Annotated in this window: 18 protein-coding genes; 6 read left to right on the forward strand and 12 right to left on the reverse strand. The window is 63.9% G+C overall.

The window, feature by feature from the left end; all coding sequences use genetic code 11:
* Position 1: 1 nt before the first annotated feature.
* A complete protein-coding gene (locus tag LAN37_02360; protein MBZ5646048.1) occupies positions 2–217 on the forward strand; it encodes a DUF5668 domain-containing protein in 216 nt (71 codons plus the stop codon).
* Positions 210–1,607, forward strand: a complete 1,398-nt coding sequence (locus LAN37_02365; protein MBZ5646049.1) for a DUF5668 domain-containing protein — start codon at positions 210–212, stop codon at positions 1,605–1,607. The genes LAN37_02360 and LAN37_02365 overlap by 8 nt, the downstream gene beginning before the upstream one ends.
* A 92-nt stretch (positions 1,608–1,699) precedes the next feature.
* Here LAN37_02365 and LAN37_02370 read toward each other — a convergent pair whose 3' ends face one another.
* The 4 genes from LAN37_02370 to LAN37_02385 form a co-directional block, all read right to left on the reverse strand.
* Positions 1,700–3,190 carry a tetratricopeptide repeat protein gene (locus LAN37_02370; GenBank protein MBZ5646050.1) on the reverse strand — a complete coding sequence of 497 codons (1,491 nt, stop codon included), beginning with the start codon at positions 3,188–3,190 and terminating at the stop codon, positions 1,700–1,702.
* Positions 3,191–3,298: 108 nt separating this feature from the next.
* Positions 3,299–3,748, reverse strand: coding sequence for a tetratricopeptide repeat protein (locus LAN37_02375; GenBank protein ID MBZ5646051.1), 450 nt, complete (start codon positions 3,746–3,748; stop codon positions 3,299–3,301).
* Positions 3,741–5,204, reverse strand: a complete 1,464-nt coding sequence (locus LAN37_02380) for a glycosyltransferase family 2 protein (GenBank protein MBZ5646052.1) — start codon at positions 5,202–5,204, stop codon at positions 3,741–3,743. The genes LAN37_02375 and LAN37_02380 overlap by 8 nt, the downstream gene beginning before the upstream one ends.
* Entirely contained in the window at positions 5,204–6,712 is a 1,509-nt protein-coding gene (locus LAN37_02385; protein MBZ5646053.1) for a HEAT repeat domain-containing protein, read from the reverse strand. Before LAN37_02385 ends, LAN37_02380 begins: the two co-directional genes overlap by 1 nt.
* A 290-nt stretch (positions 6,713–7,002) precedes the next feature.
* On the opposite strand from LAN37_02385, the gene LAN37_02390 reads away from it, so the two are divergent.
* Together LAN37_02390 and LAN37_02395 are read left to right on the forward strand one after the other, a co-directional pair.
* The gene (locus LAN37_02390; protein MBZ5646054.1) at positions 7,003–7,362 is read left to right on the forward strand and encodes an STAS domain-containing protein; all 360 of its coding nucleotides are present in this window, start codon (positions 7,003–7,005) and stop codon (positions 7,360–7,362) included.
* A 227-nt stretch (positions 7,363–7,589) separates the two neighbouring features.
* Positions 7,590–9,920, forward strand: a complete 2,331-nt coding sequence (locus LAN37_02395; GenBank protein MBZ5646055.1) for a protein kinase — start codon at positions 7,590–7,592, stop codon at positions 9,918–9,920.
* Positions 9,921–10,006: 86 nt separating this feature from the next.
* Here the strand turns inward: LAN37_02395 and cmk are convergent, their stop codons facing one another.
* From cmk to mutL, 3 genes are read right to left on the reverse strand one after another with little or no spacing between them, the layout of a single operon-like run.
* Positions 10,007–10,729, reverse strand: coding sequence for a (d)CMP kinase (gene cmk / locus LAN37_02400; GenBank protein MBZ5646056.1), 723 nt, complete (start codon positions 10,727–10,729; stop codon positions 10,007–10,009).
* Entirely contained in the window at positions 10,726–11,613 is an 888-nt protein-coding gene (locus tag LAN37_02405; protein MBZ5646057.1) for a hypothetical protein, read from the reverse strand. The genes cmk and LAN37_02405 overlap by 4 nt, the downstream gene beginning before the upstream one ends.
* Positions 11,613–13,616 carry a DNA mismatch repair endonuclease MutL gene (gene mutL / locus LAN37_02410; protein ID MBZ5646058.1) on the reverse strand — a complete coding sequence of 668 codons (2,004 nt, stop codon included), beginning with the start codon at positions 13,614–13,616 and terminating at the stop codon, positions 11,613–11,615. The genes LAN37_02405 and mutL overlap by 1 nt, the downstream gene beginning before the upstream one ends.
* A 208-nt stretch (positions 13,617–13,824) precedes the next feature.
* Between mutL and LAN37_02415 the strand changes: the two genes are divergently transcribed.
* A complete protein-coding gene (locus LAN37_02415) occupies positions 13,825–14,352 on the forward strand; it encodes a hypothetical protein (GenBank protein ID MBZ5646059.1) in 528 nt (175 codons plus the stop codon).
* 247 nt (positions 14,353–14,599) lie between these two features.
* Here LAN37_02415 and LAN37_02420 read toward each other — a convergent pair whose 3' ends face one another.
* Complete coding sequence (locus tag LAN37_02420; protein ID MBZ5646060.1) at positions 14,600–15,010, reverse strand: hypothetical protein; 411 nt, start codon at positions 15,008–15,010, stop codon at positions 14,600–14,602.
* Between the two features lie 722 nt (positions 15,011–15,732).
* On the opposite strand from LAN37_02420, the gene LAN37_02425 reads away from it, so the two are divergent.
* The gene (locus LAN37_02425) at positions 15,733–16,185 is read left to right on the forward strand and encodes a transposase (GenBank protein MBZ5646061.1); all 453 of its coding nucleotides are present in this window, start codon (positions 15,733–15,735) and stop codon (positions 16,183–16,185) included.
* Positions 16,186–16,297: 112 nt separating this feature from the next.
* Here LAN37_02425 and LAN37_02430 read toward each other — a convergent pair whose 3' ends face one another.
* From LAN37_02430 to LAN37_02445, 4 genes are all read right to left on the reverse strand, one after another.
* Positions 16,298–16,693 (reverse strand): cupin domain-containing protein, encoded by a 396-nt coding sequence (locus tag LAN37_02430; GenBank protein MBZ5646062.1) that lies wholly within the window; start codon positions 16,691–16,693, stop codon positions 16,298–16,300.
* Between the two features lie 181 nt (positions 16,694–16,874).
* Positions 16,875–18,338 carry a tetratricopeptide repeat protein gene (locus LAN37_02435; protein MBZ5646063.1) on the reverse strand — a complete coding sequence of 488 codons (1,464 nt, stop codon included), beginning with the start codon at positions 18,336–18,338 and terminating at the stop codon, positions 16,875–16,877.
* A 63-nt stretch (positions 18,339–18,401) separates the two neighbouring features.
* Complete coding sequence (gene aspS / locus LAN37_02440) at positions 18,402–20,249, reverse strand: aspartate--tRNA ligase (GenBank protein ID MBZ5646064.1); 1,848 nt, start codon at positions 20,247–20,249, stop codon at positions 18,402–18,404.
* A gap of 203 nt (positions 20,250–20,452) precedes the next feature.
* Positions 20,453–21,268 (reverse strand): nuclear transport factor 2 family protein, encoded by an 816-nt coding sequence (locus tag LAN37_02445; GenBank protein MBZ5646065.1) that lies wholly within the window; start codon positions 21,266–21,268, stop codon positions 20,453–20,455.
* Between the last annotated feature and the right edge of the window lie 72 nt (positions 21,269–21,340).

Genomic DNA, 21,340 nt, shown 5'->3' on the forward strand with positions numbered 1-21,340 from the left:
GATGGGCGGCGCCGTCCTGGTCACCCTTGGAGGGCTGTTTCTCGCCAACGAATTCACCGACTTCGGATTCCAGTGGCCGGTGCTGCTGATCGTCATCGGCGTGGTGCTGGTGTGGCAGCACGCGGGTTCCACCGCCGGACACCTCCCCCCGGGCGCGTCCCCGGCGCAAGCGCCTCCGCCTCCGGCTTCCGATTCATCGCAGGTGCCCCATGTCTAGTCCTGGTTCCACCCCGACCGTTCCGCCGGTGTACCCACGCCGCCCCCGCTCGCTGTTCGGGCCCATCCTGCTGATCGCCATCGGCGTCGTCTTCACGCTGCGCAACTTCGGCTATCTCAGGTCCGTGACCATCTTCCACTGGTTCGCGCTCTACTGGCCCGTCCTCATCATCATCTGGGGTCTCCTCAAGCTCCTCGACCACCAGCGGGCGCAGCGCGCCGGCTACCCCACGCGCGGCATCGGCGGCGGCGGGGTCGTGCTGCTCATTTTCCTCATCCTGTGCGGCCTGGCGGTCTCCGAGAGCGAGAAAGTCAACTGGGGCCAGCTCGGCAACGAGATGGACATCGACGAAGACGTCTTCTCTGCCTTCGGCAACACCTACAATTACACTGCCGACCTCGACCAGGCCATCCCAGCCGGGGTGACCACTCTGCGCGTCGTTTCCGACCGCGGCGATGTCACCGTGAATCCCTCGGACGACAACAAGATCAAAGTTACGGTGCGCAAGTCGGTCACGGCTTCGAGCGAAGCCGACTCCAAGCAGTACGACAATCAGACCAAGCCCCAGATCTCCGTCTCCGGTGACGCCCTCGTGGTCAACGCCAACACCGGCGGCGCCGGCGACAAGACCATCAAGAGCAACCTGGAGATCTTCGTGCCCCGGAAGCTCGCCCTCGACATCGCCACCAAGCGCGGCGATGTCGCCGTCCGCCAGCGCCAGGCCGACGTCAAGGCTTCCACCGCCCACGGCGACGTTTCCACAGACGACATCACCGGCAACGTTTCCCTCTCGGTCCGTCGCGGCAACATCACCGCCAGCAAGGTCACCGGCGATCTCACCGTTGACGGCCGCATCGACAACACCACCGTCTCCGAGGTTGGTGGCTCCGTCCGCTTCAGCGGCGATTTCTTTGGCGACATGAACCTTTCCGGGATCGGCAAGTCCGTCAGCTTCAAGTCGTCCCGTACGGACCTCGAGTTTGCCCGTCTCCAGGGCGTGATGGTCATGCAGAGCGGCGACCTGCGCGCCACTGGTGCGATCGGCCCCGTGCGCGTCGTCACCAAGGCCAAGGACATCCACCTTGAGGACATCACCGGCGACGTCCGCATCGAGGACAGCAACGGCGAGGTCGAGATCCACGCCAGCAAGACGCCGCTGGGCAATATCCAGGTGGACAACCGCCACGGCCGCGTCGCGCTCACCGTCCCCGCCCGGGCCGGTTTCCAGCTCGACGCCCGCACCATGCGGGGCGAGGTCCAGTCCGACTTCGACATCAAGATCGAGAGCAGCGGCCGCGAGTCGCATGGCTCCGGTTCGGTGGGCGGCGGCGGCTCCAGCGTACGCCTCAACACCGACCACGCCGACATCGAGATCCGCAAAGCCAGCTAAACCCGATTCTCCCCACAGGGACGCGGAAAGCACACGGGGTTCGTATTCCTGATTCCTCTGTGCACTCTGTGTCTCTGGATTTCTTGCCTGGATTAGAAACGAGTGCTGATGCCTGCACCGACCGCGTGCACCCAGTAGTTGGCCGGTGCCGTCGCCGCCGCTGCCGTTTGCGCCGACGAGTACCCGTACGCCACGAACGGCTCCACCCGCCCCAGCTTTAGCGTGACCTTCGCGTCGAGGTTTCCGGTCAGGCTGAAGCCGTGCGCGCCGCTCGTGTCAAAGAGGAAGAACCGTTGTCTCCCCAGCAGCCCTGACACATCCACCTCCACCCGCGTGTGCGGACGCCACCACGCGTGCCCCGTCCCACCGTATCTCTGGTAGCTGCGCGGGGTGAAGAACCCCGGGGCCGGGATCGCCGCCGCGCTGGCCTCGAAACCGTAGGCCTCATATCGCGCTCCCGCCTCGAGCAGCAGCCGCTCGCCGCGATACAGCACCGGCGTCACGAACGCCGCGCCACCATCCGCCGACGTCTTCCATTCACGGGGTCCGCTTGTGTCCGGCGACTCCAGGCCGTACCCGGCGTGCCAGTACTCCCCTCCGGCCTTCAGCCTCCGCCAGGCGTAGCTCGCGGCCACCGTCTCCCGCTGCTCGATCACGTTGTTATGGATGGCCAGCGGTGTGTAATCTCCCAGTCCTCTTGACGCCGCGAAGTCCAGCCGCAGCCCGCGCCACCGCACCACCGGATGGATCGCGTACAGGAAGTGCTCGTGCCGCGCCCGCTCGATCCCCGGCCCTCCCGCCGCCGCACCCGTCGACCCCTCGCCCACGCCCAGGTTCAGCGCCAGCCAGTGCTCCGGACGGAATCTGACTTCCGCCATGGTCGCCACCGCCAGCGCGTTCGCCCCATATAGCGACGCTCCCGCGCTGCTGGTCGAGCCCCGCGTCACGACGCTGCTCAACTTGACGCGCACGTCGGGGTGGACGTTGAACTCCATCGCCACTGTGTACCGCGCCGCCCGGACCGTACTCCCTGCTCCGATCTCCGGCAGCTCGCGGTCATCCTCCAGCGCGTAGCCGAACCGCAGCACGGGACGCAGTTCCTGCCGGATGCTCTCTCTGAGCTTCGCGCCTGGCGGACCCAGCGGATTCAACACCGCCAGCGCGCGATCGTTGTGCCCGCGTGCCCGCTCCACTTCCGCCAGCAGCAGCCGCCCTTCCGGGCTGTTCACTCCGTGGAGAGCAGCCGCAGCCGCATTCAGCCGGCCACTCCAATACAGCACTCTTGCCCGGCCGACGATCGCTTCCTCATTGTTGGCATCCAGGACCAGCACGGCCTGGTAGGCGCGCAGCGCATCGTCGTACCGTCCGGCCCACGACAGCACCCGCGCATACTCCATCCGCGCCTCGATGTTCCCGGACTCGCGCTCCAGCACCCGCTCGATGGCCGCCAGTGCCTGCGAATGCTTTCCTTCCCGCGCTGCCCGGCGCGCCTCCGCCAGCTCATCCTGCTGCGCCATTGCCGGCGCTGCAGCGCAGCAGAGCAGCACAATCACGAGCATCCGCGCTGTGTCACGCCACCACATGATTTCCTTTCCGTTAACAGACTTGAGGGTGTCATCCTGAGCGAGCGCTCGCCGCTTTTGCGAGTGCGAGTCGAAGGACCACTACCCTGTCGCCACGGCTCGTGCCGTTCAGTCACTCTGCTGTCTCTGCGCCTTCGCTGCCGCCACCAGCGCCCGTACGTCTGCATCGTCCGCGTACCGCCCCCCTAGCTTCTCGATCTTCTTCACGTCCAGCCGCTGCCCGCCGTGCCAGGCGACGAAAGCTCCTCCCAGTTGTGCCTCGTCATTCCGCGGATCGAGCCGCTGCGCCCGCTGGAAATAGAACCCCGCCTCTTCGTATCGCCGCAGTTTCAGGTTGCTCCACCCCATCATCACGATCACCTCCACCGCGTTGGGCGCAACCTGGTACGCCCGATCGAACTCCCGCAGCGCCTCTTCGTACCGTCCGTGCTGGTAAAGCACGATTCCCCGCTCATACATCGGCCGGAACTGCGGCTTCAGCCGGAACTCCCACACCGCCATGGCGGCGAAGAACACCACCAGCCCCACTACCACCCGGTTTTTCGCCCAGCTAGGCATGCGACGACGCCTCCCCCGCTCCGCTCGGCCGCAACCCCGCCGGTCGGATTGATTCCAGGCCCGTCTTCTGCACCACTTCCCATCCCCGCTTGCCCAACAGGTACTGGATCACTCCCTGGGCGCGGAAGAAGGCCATCAGTTGGCGGTATCCCAGGTTCTCCACCACCGCATACGCCATCAGCACCATCAGGTGCTTCACCTTGGGATAGCGCCGGACCGTGGTCTCCTCCATCAGCACTGACCCGGTGGAAAGCAGCGTCCCGTAACCCACCGCCAGGAACAGCAGCAGCAGGAACAGCCAAAGCGGCATCGCTCCCACCAGAAAAGAGAACGGGATCAGCACCGTGCCCAGCGCCTCCACCACGCAACCCACTGCCTCGATGTAGGTGTGGAAGGGCATGCTCAGCATTCCCAGCGCACCGTAGCGCCGGTTGAAGATCATGTCGTTGTGCTTCATCACCGTCTGCAGCAGTCCGAGCTGCCACCGCCGCCGCTGCCGCGCCAGCATGCGCAAGTCTTTCGGGGCCTCCGTCCAGCAGATGGGGTCGGTGGAAAACACCATGCGGTACGGCCGTCCCTCCGCCCGCTGCGTGCGGTGTAGCGACGCGATCACGTCGATGTCCTCGGTCACCGTGTCCGTGTGGTAGCCGCCGGCCGCGATTACCGACTCCCGGTGCAACAGGCACAACGCCCCCGACGCGATGAAGGTCGCGTTCAGGAAATTCCATCCCGGCCGCCCGAACATGAAGCTGCGGATGTACTCCACCACCTGGCAGCGCTCCAGCCAGCTCTTGGGCAGGTCGATGCGCGCGATCTTGCCCTGCTCCAGCGTGCACCCGTTGGCGATGCGCACCACGCCCCCGCTGACGATCGTCGGCGTGTGGGAGTGCAGCACTGGCGCCATCAGCCGCAGCAGCGCCTGCTTCTCGATGATCGAATCCGCGTCCACCGTGCAGAAGTACGGGCTGCGCGCCAGGTTGATGCCCACGTTCAGCGCGTCCGGCTTGCCCCCGTTCTCCTTCGCGATCAGCAGCAGCTCCGGCTGTTCCGAGTTGTAGTAGAAGGCCCGCGGCGTCTTGGCCTCCAGCCGCGGCCGGTAGATGAAGTCCACGCGCTTCAGCCCGAAATGTTCGATCAGCCGCTCCGCCGTCCGGTCGGTCGAGCCGTCGTCCACCACGATCAGCTCCTTCTCCGGATAGCTCAGCTCCAGCAGCGACAGCACGGTCTGCACGATGCCCTCTTCCTCGTTGTGCGCCGGCACGATCAGCGCCACCGGCGGCGTCACCGGCGATGTCAGCAAGTCCTCGTGCGTCATCCGCGCCGCGTACTTCGAGTGCAGCGACACCGCGTACAGCGACAGGAACATGAGCACCGTGTAGGTCACGTTGGTGACCACGAAGTACACCAGGATCACCGAGTTGGCGAAGTCGAGCAGTGGCAGCACCAGGTCGCGCATCACGCTGCTCCTGTCGCCAGCGGGCGGCCGCGCATCTCCCCCAGCAACACCGCCGCTCGCGCCGCGATTTCGTTCTCGCCGCTGAGCGCCACTTCCTGAAGAAGCTCCGCGGTTTCCGCGTTCGGACGCGAAGCGAAGGCTTCCAGCAGCATCACTCGGGCCTCCGGGTTCTCTTCCCCGAGCAGTTCGACCCGCAGCCGGGCGGTCTTGCCCACCGCCACCATGCGCCGGCACACTGCCAGCGCCAGCTCCGCCGTTGCTCCGCCCGCGCCCAGGTCGGCCAGCAACTGCTCCACCAGCCCGCTGCGCTGGAGCTCTTCCGTCATCTGCTCGCTCTCGTAGCGGTCGAGGCTGGCGGCGAACTCGCGGAACAGCATCTGCTGTGCCTCGTGCCCCAGCCGCGCCAGCGCCCGCACCGACGCCTCCCGCACCCGCCACCGCCGCTCCGTCATGCGCTCCACCAGCGCCGGCAGCAGCTCCGGATACGCCGGGTCCGCCGCCGCTCGCACCGCGTGCAGGCGCACGAACTCGTTCTCGTCCGTCAGCAGGTGGCGCAGCGCCATCGAGGCCCGGAGATCGTGGAAATGTCCCACCACGGGCGCGCTCCGGGCGCGCACGTCCGCCGACTCGTCCCGCACCAGCGCATCCAGGAATTCCGCGTACAGCTCTCCGGGAAAATCCCGTCGCCCCAGTTTGCGTTCCCGCGATTCCCGCGCGCAGATCTCGCGGACGATGTCCACCACGTAGAAGCGGAACTCGTCGTCGCGATGGCGCAGGTAGGGGACGAACCTCCGCAGGTGTTTCAGCCCATAGCACACCAGCGCCGACTTCGCCGAGCGCGCGGAGATCCCCGCCTGTTCTGTCAGCGCCTCGCGCAGTTCCCCGAAAATGGGCGCGATCCCCGCCGCACGCTGGTTCCGCCCCAGCGAGACGATCGCTACCCGCCGCACTTCCCCCGCCGGGTCTTCCAGCGCTGCTAGCGCGAAGACTTCCGCGAAGTCTGGCGCCAGCCGCCCCAGCGCGTCCACCGCCAGCAGGCGCGGCACGTACAGCAGCCGCGTCCGCGCCAGCGCGTCTCGCACCCGCCTCCGTTTCCGCTCCGGGAACGGGATGTGCCCCACCGACAGCGCGCTCACCAGCACCGCCGCCGAACGGTTCCCGTACGCCGCATGCGCCCACCGGTCCACCGCTCCCAGCGCGAAGAAAAGCGCCGTGATGCGGTCCGCCGTGCCTCGCGTCACCCGGGCCAGCAGCAACTCGCGCACCGCGTCCTCCGCTGCCCGCGACCGCGCCGGCATCAATGCTTCTGCCGCCTCGGTCTGCGTCAGCTCCCAGCGGATGAACTTCTCCACCACCGGCTGGAAGCGCGCCCGCGCCTCGTCCTTCTTCTTGAAGTAGCGGCCGCGCGCCAGCCGTCGGAACAGCACCGAACACAGGAACACCAGGTTGATCGCCACTACTGCCACGACCAGCCACACCACCAGCGCCGCGATGTCCTCCAGCAACAAGGGGACGGACCTCGTCTACGGTCTATCCCCCTGCACGACCCTGACCGCCAGCGCGTCCGTGTTTTCAGTGGATTAGCTGAGAGAAAACTGCAATTCGGTCCGAAACAGGAATCGTAGGGATGAATGGTTCAAAATCGGCACAGATCGGACCTCCTCCTAGGACAGCGCCCCTGGCGCGGCGGCAAAATCACTGACCGGTGTGACCGTGGTCACTGAAGGAACGCGAGGTTGGGCGTAAGAAGTTCACAACACGCGGATCAACCCGGGGGAATGCTCGGAGAGGAGCTGGTATGGAACTCACACTCCAAATCGGCCGAGCCCACAACGTCATTGTCGTTTCCTGCTGCGGGCGCATCGTGTTCGGTGAGGAAACGACCGAGCTGTGCAGGTCGGTGCGAAATCTGCTTCCGGAGAATCCTCGCGTCGTCTTGAACCTTCGCGCCGTCCAATATGTCGATAGCGGTGGGCTAGGAGCTGTGGTTGGGCTAGTGCTTTCCGCCCGGAGCCTCGGTGGGGACGTTAAGATCTGCGATCCATCGAGCAGGGTTCACAACCTGCTCCAGATCACCCGGCTGATGTCCGTCGTCGACGTTCTCGCTACAGAAGAGGAAGCCGTAGCGGGCTTCCGCTGTAGCCCTGTGGCCGCTTGAGGCGTGCGCGCTGCGACTGAAACCTCATCGCAGCTCGTTGCCGACCACAGACTTCTCCGATTCTGGCCTCCTCGGCGATCCCGGCGATCCCCCGATCCCGACGATCCCCCGATCTGAGCCCCAATCACGCCTCCCCGTGACTCCAGTCACAGCGCCGCCACCTCTGCGGGTGTATCCATCGGGTACAAGGCCGCACCTCGGGATCACCCAAGCACAGAGGAGATCCATTGCAGGCCACGCTCTCTCATTACCGCATCCTGGAAGAGATCGGCGCTGGCGGGATGGGTGTGGTCTACCGCGCTCACGACGACCGCCTCGACCGCGATGTCGCGCTCAAGGTCCTTCCCCCTGGCACCTTGTCCGACGAAGCCGCCCGCAGGCGCTTCCATAAAGAAGCGCTAACCCTTTCCAGGCTCAGCCACCCCAACATCGCCACTGTCTTCGACTTCGACACCCAGGAGGGAACGGATTTCCTGGTCACCGAGTTCATCCCCGGCCTGACGCTCGACAGCATGCTCGCCGCGGGCCCGCTGGCGGAGAAGGAGATCGTGCGCCTGGGGAGTCAGTTGGCGGAGGGGCTCGAGGCTGCGCACCAGCACGGCGTCATCCACCGCGACCTCAAGCCGGGGAATGTGCGGATCACCGCCGACGCGCGCGTGAAGATCCTCGACTTCGGCCTGGCCAGGATCGTGCACGGCGAGGCCGGGCCCGCTGCCGTCACCGAGAGTCTCACCGAGACCGGATTGGTCGCCGGCACCCTGCCCTACATGGCGCCGGAGCAACTGCTGGGCAGCTCGTTGGACCCGCGCACCGACATCTGGGCCGCCGGCTGCGTCCTCTACGAGATGGCCTCCGGCCGCCGCCCCTTCCTGGGCTCCGGGACGGCTCTCACGGACGCCATCCTGCACCAAGCGCCGGCGCCGCCTTTGAAACTCAATCCCTTGCTGCCGTGGGCGTTGGAAGCGGTCATCCTGAAGTGTCTCGAGAAGGATCCCGAGAACCGCTATCAGTCGGCGCGCGAGCTCGCCGTGGACCTCCGCCGCCTGACCTCCGCCTCCGCCACGGTCCGTGCGGCGCAACCAACGCGGCTGCGCAGACGTACTGTCGTGATCGCCGTCGCCCTGCCGGTGTTGCTCGCCCTCGCCGTGATTGCGGCATTGCGCTTCGGACGCGGCCGCAATGCTTCATCGCCCCCGCCCACCGCGCCCTCCATCGCGGTGCTTCCCTTCGTGGACATGAGTCCGCAGAAAGACCAGGAGTACTTTGCCGATGGCCTGGCCGAAGAACTGCTCAACAGCTTGGCCAGGACCCCGGGTGTGCGGGTCGTGGCTCGCACCTCCTCGTTCCAGTTCAAGGGGAAGAACGCGAAGCTGGCGGACATCGGACGCGAGTTGAACGTGGCTACGATCCTGGAGGGGAGCGTCCGCAAACAAGCCAACCGCGTCCGCATCACGGCACAATTGATCAACGCCTCCGACGGCTTCCACCTCTGGTCGGAGACCTACGATCGCGAACTGAACGACATCTTCATCGTGCAGGAGGACATTGCGCAATCGGTGGCTGCATCGCTGAAAGTGACGCTGCTGGGAGGAAAAACACCTTTCTCGCGCGGGACGAACGAAGAGGCCTACAACGCCTACCTGCAGGGGCGGTACTTCTACCAGCGGAGCAGCAAGGAGAACTTGGAAAAGGCCATCGGCTACTACGAGCGCGCCATCAAGCTGGATCCGAAGTATGCCCTTGCATTTGTGGGTCTGGCTGAGGCGCACGGCCGTCAAGCGGATTGGGGTTACCTGCCTGTAGTGGAGAGCTACCAGAAGGCACGGGAAGCGGCACGTCGGGCGCTGGAGTTGAATCCGAATCTCGCAGAGGCCCACGCGGCCATGGGGTTGATCAAGACGATCCACGACTGGGATTGGGTGGCAGCGGATGCGTCCTATCAGCGGGCGCTGGCCCTGGAGCCGGGAAATGCCACGGTTGCCTTTGGGGCTGCAGTGCTGGCACTCGCCCTGGGCCGCGTTGAGGAAGCTACGGCGCTGGACCGCAAGGCAGTAGAGCTGGATCCACTCAACACCCAGACTCACGTCAATCTCGGGGTTGCTACCTACTACGCGGGTCGCCAGGAGGAGGCCGTAGCGGCCCTCAGGAAGGCGCTGGAGCTCGACCCGGAGCGCCCGTATGCACACGCCGTGCTCGGCCAGGTCTATCTGGCGCAGTCACATCCTCAGGAGGCTCTGGCCGAGATGGAGCGGGAGCCGGACCTTAACTGGCGCCTGTACGGGCTAGCGCTGGCGAATCACGCTCTGGGCCGCGCGAGGGAGTCGGATGCCGCCTTGGCGGAGTTGACCGCCAAGTACGACACGACCAATGCCTTCCAGGTCGCCGAGGTGTATGCCTTCCGCGGCGAGGTTGACCGGGCGTTCGAGTGGCTGGAGCGGGCCTATGCCCAACGCGACGGCGGGCTCACTTGGATCAAAGGCGATCCTTTACTCAAGAGTCTTCAGCGCGACCCGCGCTACGCGGCGTTCCTCAAGAAGATGCGTCTGCCGGCAAACTGACATCCATTCCGGCGATCCCGGCGATTTCTTCGTGCCCTTCGTGCTTGCCTTTGTGCCCTTCGTGGTGAGCTTTTGAATTCCGGCGATTATGGCAATTCCGGCGATTCCGGCGATCCCACGCTCTCCCGCTCCCCCGCTCTCCCGATCTTCTTCCGGATGATCTCTTCCGCCCGCGCCACCACTTCCTCGATCCTCATGTCGGTCGAATCGATCACCACTGCATCCGCCGCCGGCGCCAGCGGCGACGCCGCCCGCGTCCGGTCCCGCCGGTCGCGCTCGCGCAACTCCTTCAGCACCGACTCCGGCTGCTTCTCTCCCACCCCGACCGGGTCCTGCTTGAATCGCCGGTCGCCCCGCACCTCCGGCGCCGCGTCCAGGAAGATCTTCACCTCCGCGTCGGGAAACACCTTGGTCCCGATGTCGCGGCCTTCCATCACGATCCCGCCTTGCGTTCCCATCTTCTGCTGCCGTGCCACCATCCACTCCCGCACCTGGGGATGCACGCTCACCTTCGATGCCGCCTCGGTCACGTCCTGCTCCCGCACCCGGGATGAGACGTCCTCACCATCCAGCAGCACGCGGTTGCCGTCTCGCATCGGCTCCAGGTCGATGTGCGAGTTGTGCGCCAGCTCCACCAGCGCCGCCTCGTCGTTGACCGACACATCCGACCGGATCGCCTTCAGCCCCAGCGCCCGGTACATGGCTCCGCTCTCGATGTTGACGTAACCCAGCTTGCGGGCCAGGCGCGACGCCAGCGTGCTCTTGCCCGATCCCGCCGGGCCATCGATGGCTATCACGATCTTCTTCATGCTTTCTTGATCTGCGGACGCCGCGCGATCGGCTGCCGCCGGCTGGCTGCCGCCTTGGGCGGCGTGACCTGCACCATGGACCGCGCTCCCACCTGCACGAAACTCAGCTCGCGCGCTCCCAGCAACGCGTTCAGCGCCTCTCGCACCTTCGACCGCGGCACCAGGTTCCCGAAGAATTCCTCGACTTCTTTCTGCTCCGCCGCGATCACCGCGTCCAGGTACTTCGACACCAGCGCTGACATCGCTTCCCCCACCGACAGGTGCACGCCCTCGTTCACTGCCTCCGGCGCCCATCGATACAGCACGTCCCACGACGCGCCCTCCTCCGGGCAGTAGTCCACGCGGATGATCTTCAGCCGCGACCACAGCTCGTCCAGCGCTCGCTCCATGGCCGCGTCCGACAGCGCACCTCCCAGCCGGTCCCGCAGCCGCGACTTCGCGATCGGTCCCTCCCGCTGGATCATCGCGAACGCGTCCCCCGCCAGCGGCGACAGCTTCGGGTCCTTCTTCTCTCCCTTGGGATTGCGATCGCCGGCCAGCCCATAAAAATAAGGAAACACCGAACCCGCGACCAGAAAATTGGTCTCCGGAAAAAGATTGGCTTCGAACGCGGATTTGTCGCGCAGCAGGCGCACCATCAGTTCGGTCGCCGCCTGCGATTGCGGATGCCGGAACGCGTGCTGTCCCAGCGGCAGGTTTTCGTCCGACCCCAGGTACGCCCCGAAAAACGTCGGCGCCAGCACCGCCGGACGCACCGGGTACATGGTCGCGAACCCCACGCTTTCGAGAAAGCTCCGCGCCTCCTCCATCGTGCGCACCGCGCGCTCCGGCGAATCCACCCGCCACCGTTCCCGCCTCCGCTCTTGCAGTTCCTGTTGCGTCATCAGATCCGTTTGAATGCCTTCTGGATATCCTTAAGACTATATCGCAGCACCACCGGCCTCCCGTGCGGGCACGACATCGGCGCCTCGCATTTCGCCAGTTCTTTGATCAGCCACTCCATTTTTTCTGGCGTCAGCGGCATATTCACCTTGATCGCCGCATGGCACGAGATCGAGGCTGCGATCTTGGCGCGCACTTTCTCGAGGTTTGTGGCCTGCTGCTCGCGCTCCACCTGGTCCAGCAGCTCGTGCAGCATGTGCTCGACGTCGGAGGCCTCGACGCCCGCGGGCGAAGTCTTCACCGCCACCGTGCGCGACCCGAATGGCTCGGCGTCGAAGCCGTTGTGGCGCAGCTCGTCGGCGATCTCCGCGAACACCGCCTGCTGCCCCGGCGCCAGCTCGATGATCAGCGGCATCAGCAGGCGCTGCGTCTCCACTTTCTCCGCCGCGCGCTGCCGCAGGATCTTCTCGAACAGAACGCGCTCGTGCGCCACGTGCTGATCGATGATCCACAGCCCCGCCTCGTTCACCGCCAGGATGAAACTGTCGCGCAACTGTCCCAACGGCTTCAGCGACGACAGCGGCGGCACGTCACCCTCCGAGACGTCGGCGATCGCGCCCGCGCATCCGTCATCGTGCCGGATCGAGTATTGCTGCGGCGGAAGCTGCGCCACCGGTACCGCCGCATTCGCGATGACGTCGATCGGCGTCTCTGCAAATTCCAGACTCTGGTTCCGAGGCGGCATCTGCGGCGCGTGCAGCGCGAAATCCTGTGTGGGCCCACCGCCCTCGGCTGATTGTGTGGGCCAGCCGCCCCCGGCTGGCCTTGCGCCCGTGCTCAGCGCCGCCCCCGCCGTCGGCGACGCCTTGATCTCTGCCGTGAACTGCGGCACCGGACGCGCCTTCATCAGCGCCGCCCGCACCGAATCCCGCACAAAATCGTGAACGAACGACTGCTGCCGGAACCGCACTTCGACCTTCGACGGATGCACATTCGCGTCGACCTCGCCATAAGGCAGCTCGATGAACAGCAGCACCACGGGAAAGACGGCCGGCGGGATGATGTTGCGATAAGCCTCGGTCAGCGCATGTTGGATGAGCCGGTCGCGGATCAGCCTCCCGTTCACAAACACGAAGATGGAATTGCGGTTGAGCTTCTGGATCTCCGGCTTGCTGACGAACCCGTGCACCCGCATCTCCCCCGGCGCCGGCGTTTCGTAATCCTCGCCGCGCCTCCACGGCGGAGGCTGCGGCAGCCCCACGCGCTCCAGCGGCGCCTGCGCCGCCAGCGGGATCAACTGCTCGAGTGTGTCCTTGCCGAACACCTGGTAGATGCGCTCCGCCGAGGTCTTCACCGGCGGCGCGATCAGCATGGCGTTGGTCGCGGAATGCAGCTCGAAGTGCTTGTCGGGATGCGCCAGCGCGTAGTGCGTCACCAGCGCCGCGATGTGCCCCAGCTCGGTGGACTCGCTCTTGAGGAATTTCTTGCGCGCCGGCGTGTTGAAGAACAGGTCCTTGACCGTGATCGACGTCCCCGCCGGCAGTCCCGCTTCTTCGATCTTCAGGATGCGCCCGCCCGCGATCTCAACGATGGTCCCCGCCACTTTCGCTGTGTCATCCCGAGTGGCTTTAGCCGCGAGGGACCTGCTGTCGTCTTCCCGCGCGCACGTCTCCATCCTCAACCGCGATACTGCACCGATCGAGGGCAGCGCCTCCCCCCGGAATCCCAGGGTATGGATGTTCAGCAAGTCCTCGGCATCCTTGATCTTGGAGGTGGCGTGCCGCTCGAAGGCCAGCATGGCATCGTCGTGCACCATTCCGCTGCCGTCGTCTTGAACCTGGATCAGCTTCTTGCCGCCCGCCTCCACCTGCACGCGTATGCGATGCGCCCCCGCGTCCAGCGAATTCTCCAGCAGCTCTTTCACTACCGACGCAGGCCGCTCCACCACCTCGCCGGCGGCGATCTTATTCGCGACATGTTCCGGCAGCACATGGATCCTAGCCACGAGAGATCCTTCGCGGGGCTGGCGCCCCGCTCAGGACGACCCTGCGGGTCGTCTTGTTGGCGACATGTTCGGGAAGGACGTGAATGCGGGCCATGGCAGTCGTCAGTCGCCAGTCGTCAGCGACCGTCCGCAGAGTAACGCAGATGTCCACGGTTGGAAATGGCTAGCAGCTAGGAGCTGGGAGCTAGTAGCTTCGGAACGGGTTAGAATGCGCGTGGGGGAAGCCGCCATGCGCCTGCTCGCTGTCGTACTGTTCTTGTCCGCCGTCGCCTTTGCCCAGGGCGACGTCGCCGCGGCCGCCCGCGCCAACAAGGATCAGAAGGAGAACCAGCCTCCGCCCAAGAAGGTCTATACCAACGACGACCTCGGGTACGGCAACCCCTCGGACAACAAGCCCGACCGCGCCATCGACGTCTCCAAGGTTCCGCGCGATAAGCAGGACAAAGCCCGCCTGGCCGCCCGGCAGATCCTCCAGCAGAAACAGCAGATCGCCCGCCTGCAGGAACATTTCGACAAGCTGCAGAAGATCCAGTCCGAGCGCGCCAACCTGCAAACTCCTCCGCAGTTGACCCGCGCCGAGTGCAGCAAGGAACCGGAGCGCTGCGAGGGCCGCCGCGCCTTCGCCTCTGACCTTGACCGCACCCAGAAACAGCTCGACGCGGCCAAGAAGAAGCTCGACGACCTCCAGGATGCCGCCCGCAAACAGAGCTTCCCCCGCTCGGTCTACGATCCGTAGCCAGTCGGCAGTCGGCGGTCGTTAGTCGTCGGTCGTCGGCTCCGAAGCGAATCATCCCCGTCATGGGTGTCATCCTGAGCGAGGCGCCCAGCGCCGAGTCGAAGGACCCCTATCGCCTCGCCCAATGTCTACCCCTGTCATCCTGAGGGCCTGGTAGCCTCGGGCTTTAGCCCGAGGTCTCCCCGAAGGTTTCTCGGACGTGCCGGCACCGCGACGTCCGTTTGGATGGATTTCAGCAAGAATAGCGTTACGGCATGGTTTGGGCAGTGCGATTCCGCAGCAGGTGCCAGGCTTCCATGTAGCGGAAATACTTGTTGGTAGTCCGGCGCGGCTCCAGCGTAACCCCCAGATACCCTTCCACTTCACCGATCGGGATCACGTACCAGATCTCTTCCGGAATGATAAAAGCTACGACGAATTCGATGTCTTTCTTGGAATACACACCACTCCCGGTGAGGAATTTGCATTGGTAACCGCCTCGCCTATAAAAGTACGTTGATTTCACCTGCACACGGACACAGCGTCCCTTGTGCTCGACGATAAAGTCGTAGCGAGCGGAATCGCCCCAGGGCTTGGAAACGGTAAGGCCGTGGTGGGCGGCGCGGGACATGAATTGCAATTCGACCCATTCCCCGCGGCGTTTGGGATGCTTGATCATAGGACTCCAGTACCCGGTACTCAGTACTCAACAAAGGAACGAGCGCGGCGGAGGCCGCGCTCGTGTCAGGGCACGCCTTCAGGCGTGCCGCTCAGTTGCGAGATGGATACGGCTTTAGCCGCTGAGGGATTAGCGGCGCTGGCGCGCCGCCGACGGGGCCTGCCGAGGGCGGCCGGCGTACAAAGGAATGCAAAGAAAAAACGCGGCCGGAAGGGCCGCGTTTTCTTGTCTTACTCTCTAACTTCAGTATAGCACATTTTAATAGCCAAAAGTGACATATTCCACAAAAATATATTCTATTTGCAATCAGTAGATTACGACGAATCGTGTAGTTTTTGCCTATTGACCACAATCTGGAGCGGCTCCAGATTTCCTGTGGAAATCCGCCCGCCCGCTTCGCCGTCCAACTCAACCCCTACCGCCCCGACAACAAATACTTCGGCTACCTCGAGGCCTGGCACCTGCTGCGACGAAAAGGAGCAGACGAGAAACCGTCGCGCCAGCGACGGCGGGTTTTCAGCCCGGGACACGACTCCCGGGAACACACGACGTGCGACCCCGAGCCGCGCCAAGGCGGCCGGCAGAACCCAGCCCGTCTGAAAAAGGGTGGGGCAGGCCTTTAGGCCTGCGTTAAAGGTTCCAAACCAAGGCGGCTTTAGCCGCTGAGGGACATCGCGCCCATCACAGACAACTGCTGGCTTCGCATGTTAGATGGCGCAGCTATGACCATTCCCTACCGCGGCGTGACCGGGCATGGCGCCTACTTCCTAAGTGCTTCCACTTTTATGAAACAATGCCTGCTCCAGTCGGAGCGCATGGCCATGCTTTTCATCGATGTCCTCTACAGCTACCGCAAGCAGAAGAAGTACTTGCTCCACGGATTTGTTGTCATGCCGGACCATATCCATCTGCTGATCACGCCGACCATCACGCTGGAGCGGAGCGCGCAATTGATCAAGGGTGGGTTCTCATTCAGAGCAAAGCGAGACGTCGGAATCGAGAGTGAGATTTGGCAGACCAGCTTCCACGATCACCGTATCCGCGATGCCGACGACTACGCCCGCTGCCGGGAATACATCCATCAGAACCCGGTCAAGCGAGGCCTTGCCCTCCGGCCAGAAGATTTTCCTTATAGCTCTGCCAATCCCCGCTTCGAACTGGACGACGTCCCTTAGTGGCTAAAGCCGAATCCTCTGATGGTTCCCTGAGCCGCAGGCCTAAAGGCCTGCTCCACCCTGACCGCGTTGACGGCGGCCTCTTACCCTGCAACACCGTCCGGATCCAGGATCACTTCTTCGCAGGCTTGGCGGCAGCCGGCGATTTCGCGCCTTTCAATTCGACAAGGATCGCGTCGAAAGCAGCGTTGCCCGTGTTTTCGGGCTTATGGACACCGGCTGGTGTGAAGAGCGTTTGTCCCGTCTTTCCCGTAAAGTCTTGCGTCTTCCCGTCAGGCGTGGTCATACGGATCGTGCCATCGCTCAAATACACCACTACCGAATCCGGGTGGCTGTGCATCACCGATTTCTCGTGAGCTCCGTAATGGATCCTGAGGATGCGCACCTGCGCGTTCTCGCTTTCGACCTTGTAGTGTTTGGGATCGACTTTTACAGGGTCTTGAGCCAGGCAAATGGTGGCGGCAAACAGACAAACCGCCGAGCACGACAATAGGAATCGCAGCCTCATGTCTCTCCTTTTGCAGAATGGTGGGATGGGGCGGGAGCCTACGCGTCATCAGTAGCGCTGTCAAACATCTTGTGCCTGCTTCGCCCCAGGGGCGGGTGGCCCATCGTTCAGCGTAAGACGGTTCTCGTCAGCAGTGACAGAAATGTGGGTGCCCCATCCAACGATGATGGCCACTCGCCACCTAAAATGACGGCGGCTCGAATCGGCCCCAAAAATAGGTCTTATTAATGGGTATCCCACATTCCGGGGGAACCATCTCAGGATCTAAGCGTTTCGCCTCTGCAAACTGCTGTGCTGCTTCCCGCTCGCGCTTCAAGAGTCGGAGTGTGAGCCCCAGCTCGCAACGTGTTGGAGGATAGTTCGGAGCTATACGAAATGCATCGGTGAGATACGAATATGATTCTGTATATCGCTCGTTGTAGCGCATCGCGACGCCGACATTGAACACGAGATCAGGATTATCTCGATTCCGTGCCAAGGCCGCTTCCGCCGCCTCCAGCCCCTCTTTGTACCGTCCACTCCTGAGATAACAAGCGAGGAGATGGTTGTATGGCCTCCAGTCACTCGGGTCAAGTCTAATCGCCGTACGGAGAGCAGCCTCCGCCAACTTGCACTTGTTCAAAAGGTCGTACACGAGCCCGAGAGATGTATGCAACTGCGCATCGTCAGGATTCTTGTCGATCGATATTGAGAGCACCTTAAGGGCATCTTGATAGCGGTTCGAGAAAAGCAGGAAGTGGGCGTAATTCTCCGCAATGATGGGAGAGTTGCTGATTCTTGCCGCAGCTTCAAATGTCGCTTCGGTTTTTCGGAACTCACCTACGGTTGCATACCCAATGGCTAGAGCGTCGAGGATTGCTGGGTCGTTGCCGTCAAGAGCGGCGGCGCGCTCAAGATGCGTCACTGCCTTCTCGTATTTTCGACTACCGCCTTCCGCCAGTCCCAAACCGAAAAACGCCGCGGCACTCTTCGGTTCACGAAAAGTCCATCGTTCATAGACGTAGGCAGATTTGTCCCTAAGGCCATCGCGGAGATAGATTCTTCCGGCGATGTCGGGTGCATACAGAGTGAAAAGCTTTAGCCCGAGATCACGGCATCCCTGCTTAAGCCCGGATTCTGAAACGTCGAAAGGCGCTGATTCCCACACTCCGTCGGGTGTCGTGACGTGAAGCTTCATCTTTTCGCCGTCTAACAAGAGCTCTCCGTCAATCACGGACTGGTCTTCACGTATCCATCGCCACTCTGCTATTGCGCGATCCAGAGAAATGCCTGATATCTCGATCCCAACGCGCGTAGGCTTTTGTAGCTTGTCGAGCAGCAATTCTGAAGGCGCACCGGACTTGCGCGAGCCCAGCTTGGTCATGGCGGTCGCGTCGGCGACGAGGATTTTCAGTTCACCGAACAATAGGTTCGCGACGGAGTCGCCAGAAACGCCGATTGGATTCCGTTCTGGAACCCGAATTATTCCAACTATCAGCGCCTTCTCAGGAAACACCCACCGAAGAAACAGACCAACGAGGAGGAGAGCGAAACCAGCGACGAGCGCGACACGCCAAAGATTGAACCAAATTGAAGCCGCAGCACGTGCCGGCCACGCCGGGGCCGCACGCGGGTCCAGTGGGTGTCGGGCGATTTTGCGCTTCATTGTTGCAGGCCCTCTTGCGTGCGACTGAAGAGACAATGTTGCTCACCAACCGGTGTCACGAGCTTACGCCTTTTCGCTCTCGGCCCGACGCTTGACCGTGATCCCCAGCTCCTTCAATTGCGCCTCGCCCACTGGCGTGGGGGCGTCCACCATCAGGTCCACGGCCTTGGCGGTCTTGGGGAAGGGGATGACTTCGCGCAGGCTGTCGGCCCCGGCCAGGATCATCACGATGCGGTCCAGGCCGAGCGCGATCCCGCCGTGCGGCGGAGTGCCGTACTCCAGCGCCTCCAGGAAGAAGCCGAAGCGCGAGCGCGCCTCGTCATCGGTCATGCCCAGCGCTTTGAAGATGGCGCGCTGCACGTCCTGGCGGTGGATGCGGATGGACCCCGAGCCCAGTTCGGTGCCGTTGAGCACGACGTCGTAGGCGCGGGCGCGCACCGTGTCCAGGTCGCGTCCGGCGATCACCTTCTCCATGTCCTGCTCGAACGGAGATGTGAAGGGATGGTGCGCCGCGTTCCAGCGGTGCTCGTTCTCGTCCCACTCGAACATGGGGAAACCGGTCACCCAGAGGAATTCGTAGGAGTTCGGATCCTTGCGGTCGCCGGCGAAGGCGCCGTGGCGCTCGGCGTACTTGCGCGCCAGGTCCAGGCGGAACCCGCCCGCCGAGGTGTACACCGCCATGGCCGCCTTGCGCAGATAGACAGGGTCCTTCTCCCGCATGGGCGTACCGCCGACGATGACGATCAGGTCCGGAGCGACAGCCGAGGTCGGCTGTCCCACACGCTCTTTGATCTTGGCCACCGCGTCGGGCCACGATTTCTCCAGGCGCTTGAGGTCGTCGAGCAGCTTGGCGCCGCCCTTGGTGGAGAACAGCGCCTTGTTGTCGTCGCGCTCCTTGCGCGAGAGCTCGCCGACCTTGGGGATCTTGATGGCGACGATGGGCAGCTCGGGATCGAGTTGCAGCGTCTGCGCCATCTCCGCGGTGAAAATGTCGTGGACATCGGTGAAGCCGGGCAGGCGCAGGTCGGGCTTGTCGCTGCCGTAGAGCCGGATGGCCTGGTCGTACGGCATCTGGGGGAAGGTGTCGCGGATCTTCACCCCGGCGGCCAGGAACGCCGCCTTCAGGAACGCCTCGACCACCTCGAAGACCCGCTCCTGTTGCGGATACGACATCTCCAGGTCCACCTGGGTGAATTCCGGTTGCCGGTCGGCGCGCAGGTCCTCGTCGCGGAAGCAGCGCACGATCTGGAAGTAGCGGTCGAAGCCGGAGATCATCAGGATCTGCTTGAACAGTTGCGGCGACTGCGGCAGCGCATAGAACGATCCCGGATACACGCGGCTGGGCACCAGGTAGTCGCGCGCGCCTTCGGGCGTGGAGCGCGTCATGAACGGCGTCTCGATCTCGAAGAAGCCCTGCTCCGACAGGTTCTGGCGGATGGCCAGCGCCACTTTGTGCCGCAGCTCGATGTTGGCCTGCATCTGTTCGCGACGCAGGTCGATGTAGCGATACTTGAGCCGCATCTCCTCGTTGGGCAGCACGGATTCGCCGGGGAGGAAAGGCGGCGTCTTCGATTCGTTCAGGATGCGCAGCTCGTCGCAGACCACTTCGATCTCGCCCGTGGGAATCTTGGGGTTGATGGCGTCGGCGTCGCGCTTCTTCACCCGCCCGACCACCGCAACCACATACTCCAGGCGGAGCGATTCCGCCTTGTGGTGCGCGGCCGGGTTCGCGTCCTTATCGAGCACCACCTGGGTGATGCCGGTGCGGTCGCGCACGTCGAGGAAGATCAGCTTGCCGTGGTCTCGCCGCTTGTTCACCCAGCCCATCAGCACGGTCTTCTGGCCGGCGTCGGAAGCGCGCAGCTCGCCGCATTTGTGCGTCCGTCTTAGATCTCCGAGGAAATCGAGCAAATGAATGCCTTCGTGTCAGGGTTCTCCGCGCCTGCGGAAACAAGGATTATAAACGCCTGCCTCTGGGAGACTACGGAAGTCGGCGCGAAACTCGGCCTCTGAAGCACACAGTCGCAGAGCGACGGCGAATGTGTAGCCCAGGACGGAAGTCCTGGGTATGCGGTTGAAAGAGCGTTCGGAGTCCCGGAGGGACGGCGCAGGGACTAGCGCGTGCTCGGAGCGGCCTCCGCCTGGATCACGGTTCCCTGGTGGAATACCAGCAGCCACTTGCCGCTGCGCTCCTGCCACACGCTGCTCACGCCAAAATGGATGGGGACCGGCTTCTCCTTGTACGCGCCCTTGCCTTCCACGCGGTAGGTGACCAGCACGCCTCCGCTGCCCAGCGCGGTGGCCACCATGTCGTGGGCGGTGACCTCGTCGATGCGGACGTCGGCCAGCAGGCGCGGGATATCGGCCTTGCCGTACAGGCCGCCATCGCCGCCGATCTCACGGAAGTCGTCGGCCAGCACCGCCATGATCGCTTCGACATTGTGGTGCAGCTCGGAATCGAGCAGCCGGCGTTCCCGCTCGATGGCGTCCGGCGGCGCTTCCACCGCCACCTGTTCCGGGATCGGGGTGGAGGTGTGGAACACCATCTGCCAGCGGTTCTTCTGCCGCCGCCAGGTCGAGCTCAGATAGTTGTGCATGGGGAACGCCTGCCCCTTGTAACTGCCGCGCACCGTGGCCTCGTAGGTGACGATGCCGAGGTCGTCGCGGACGTTCAGCACGCGGAAATTCTCCAGCGCGTAGTCTTCGATCTGGATGTCCTTCACCACCTCCATGATCTCCGCCTTGGTGTACAGGCGGCCGTTGCCCGCGATCTCCAGGAACTCGGGCACCAGCGCCGTGTCGATGGATTGCAGGTTGTGTGATTTCTCCGCGCGGATCAGGTCCTTCTCCAGCATGACCAGCGGCGCGCCCGCCAGACTCGCCGGCGGCCCCGCGGGCTTGTCTTGCGCGCACGCGCAAGACACTGGCATAGCGATCATTATGACCAGGTTCAAGAAGGTGCGAATCATCGCTGCCCCTGGACGTCACGAGAAACTAGAAAC

The sequence above is a fragment of the Terriglobia bacterium genome (assembly GCA_020073495.1).
Taxonomy (GTDB): domain Bacteria; phylum Acidobacteriota; class Terriglobia; order Terriglobales; family Acidobacteriaceae; genus JAIQFD01.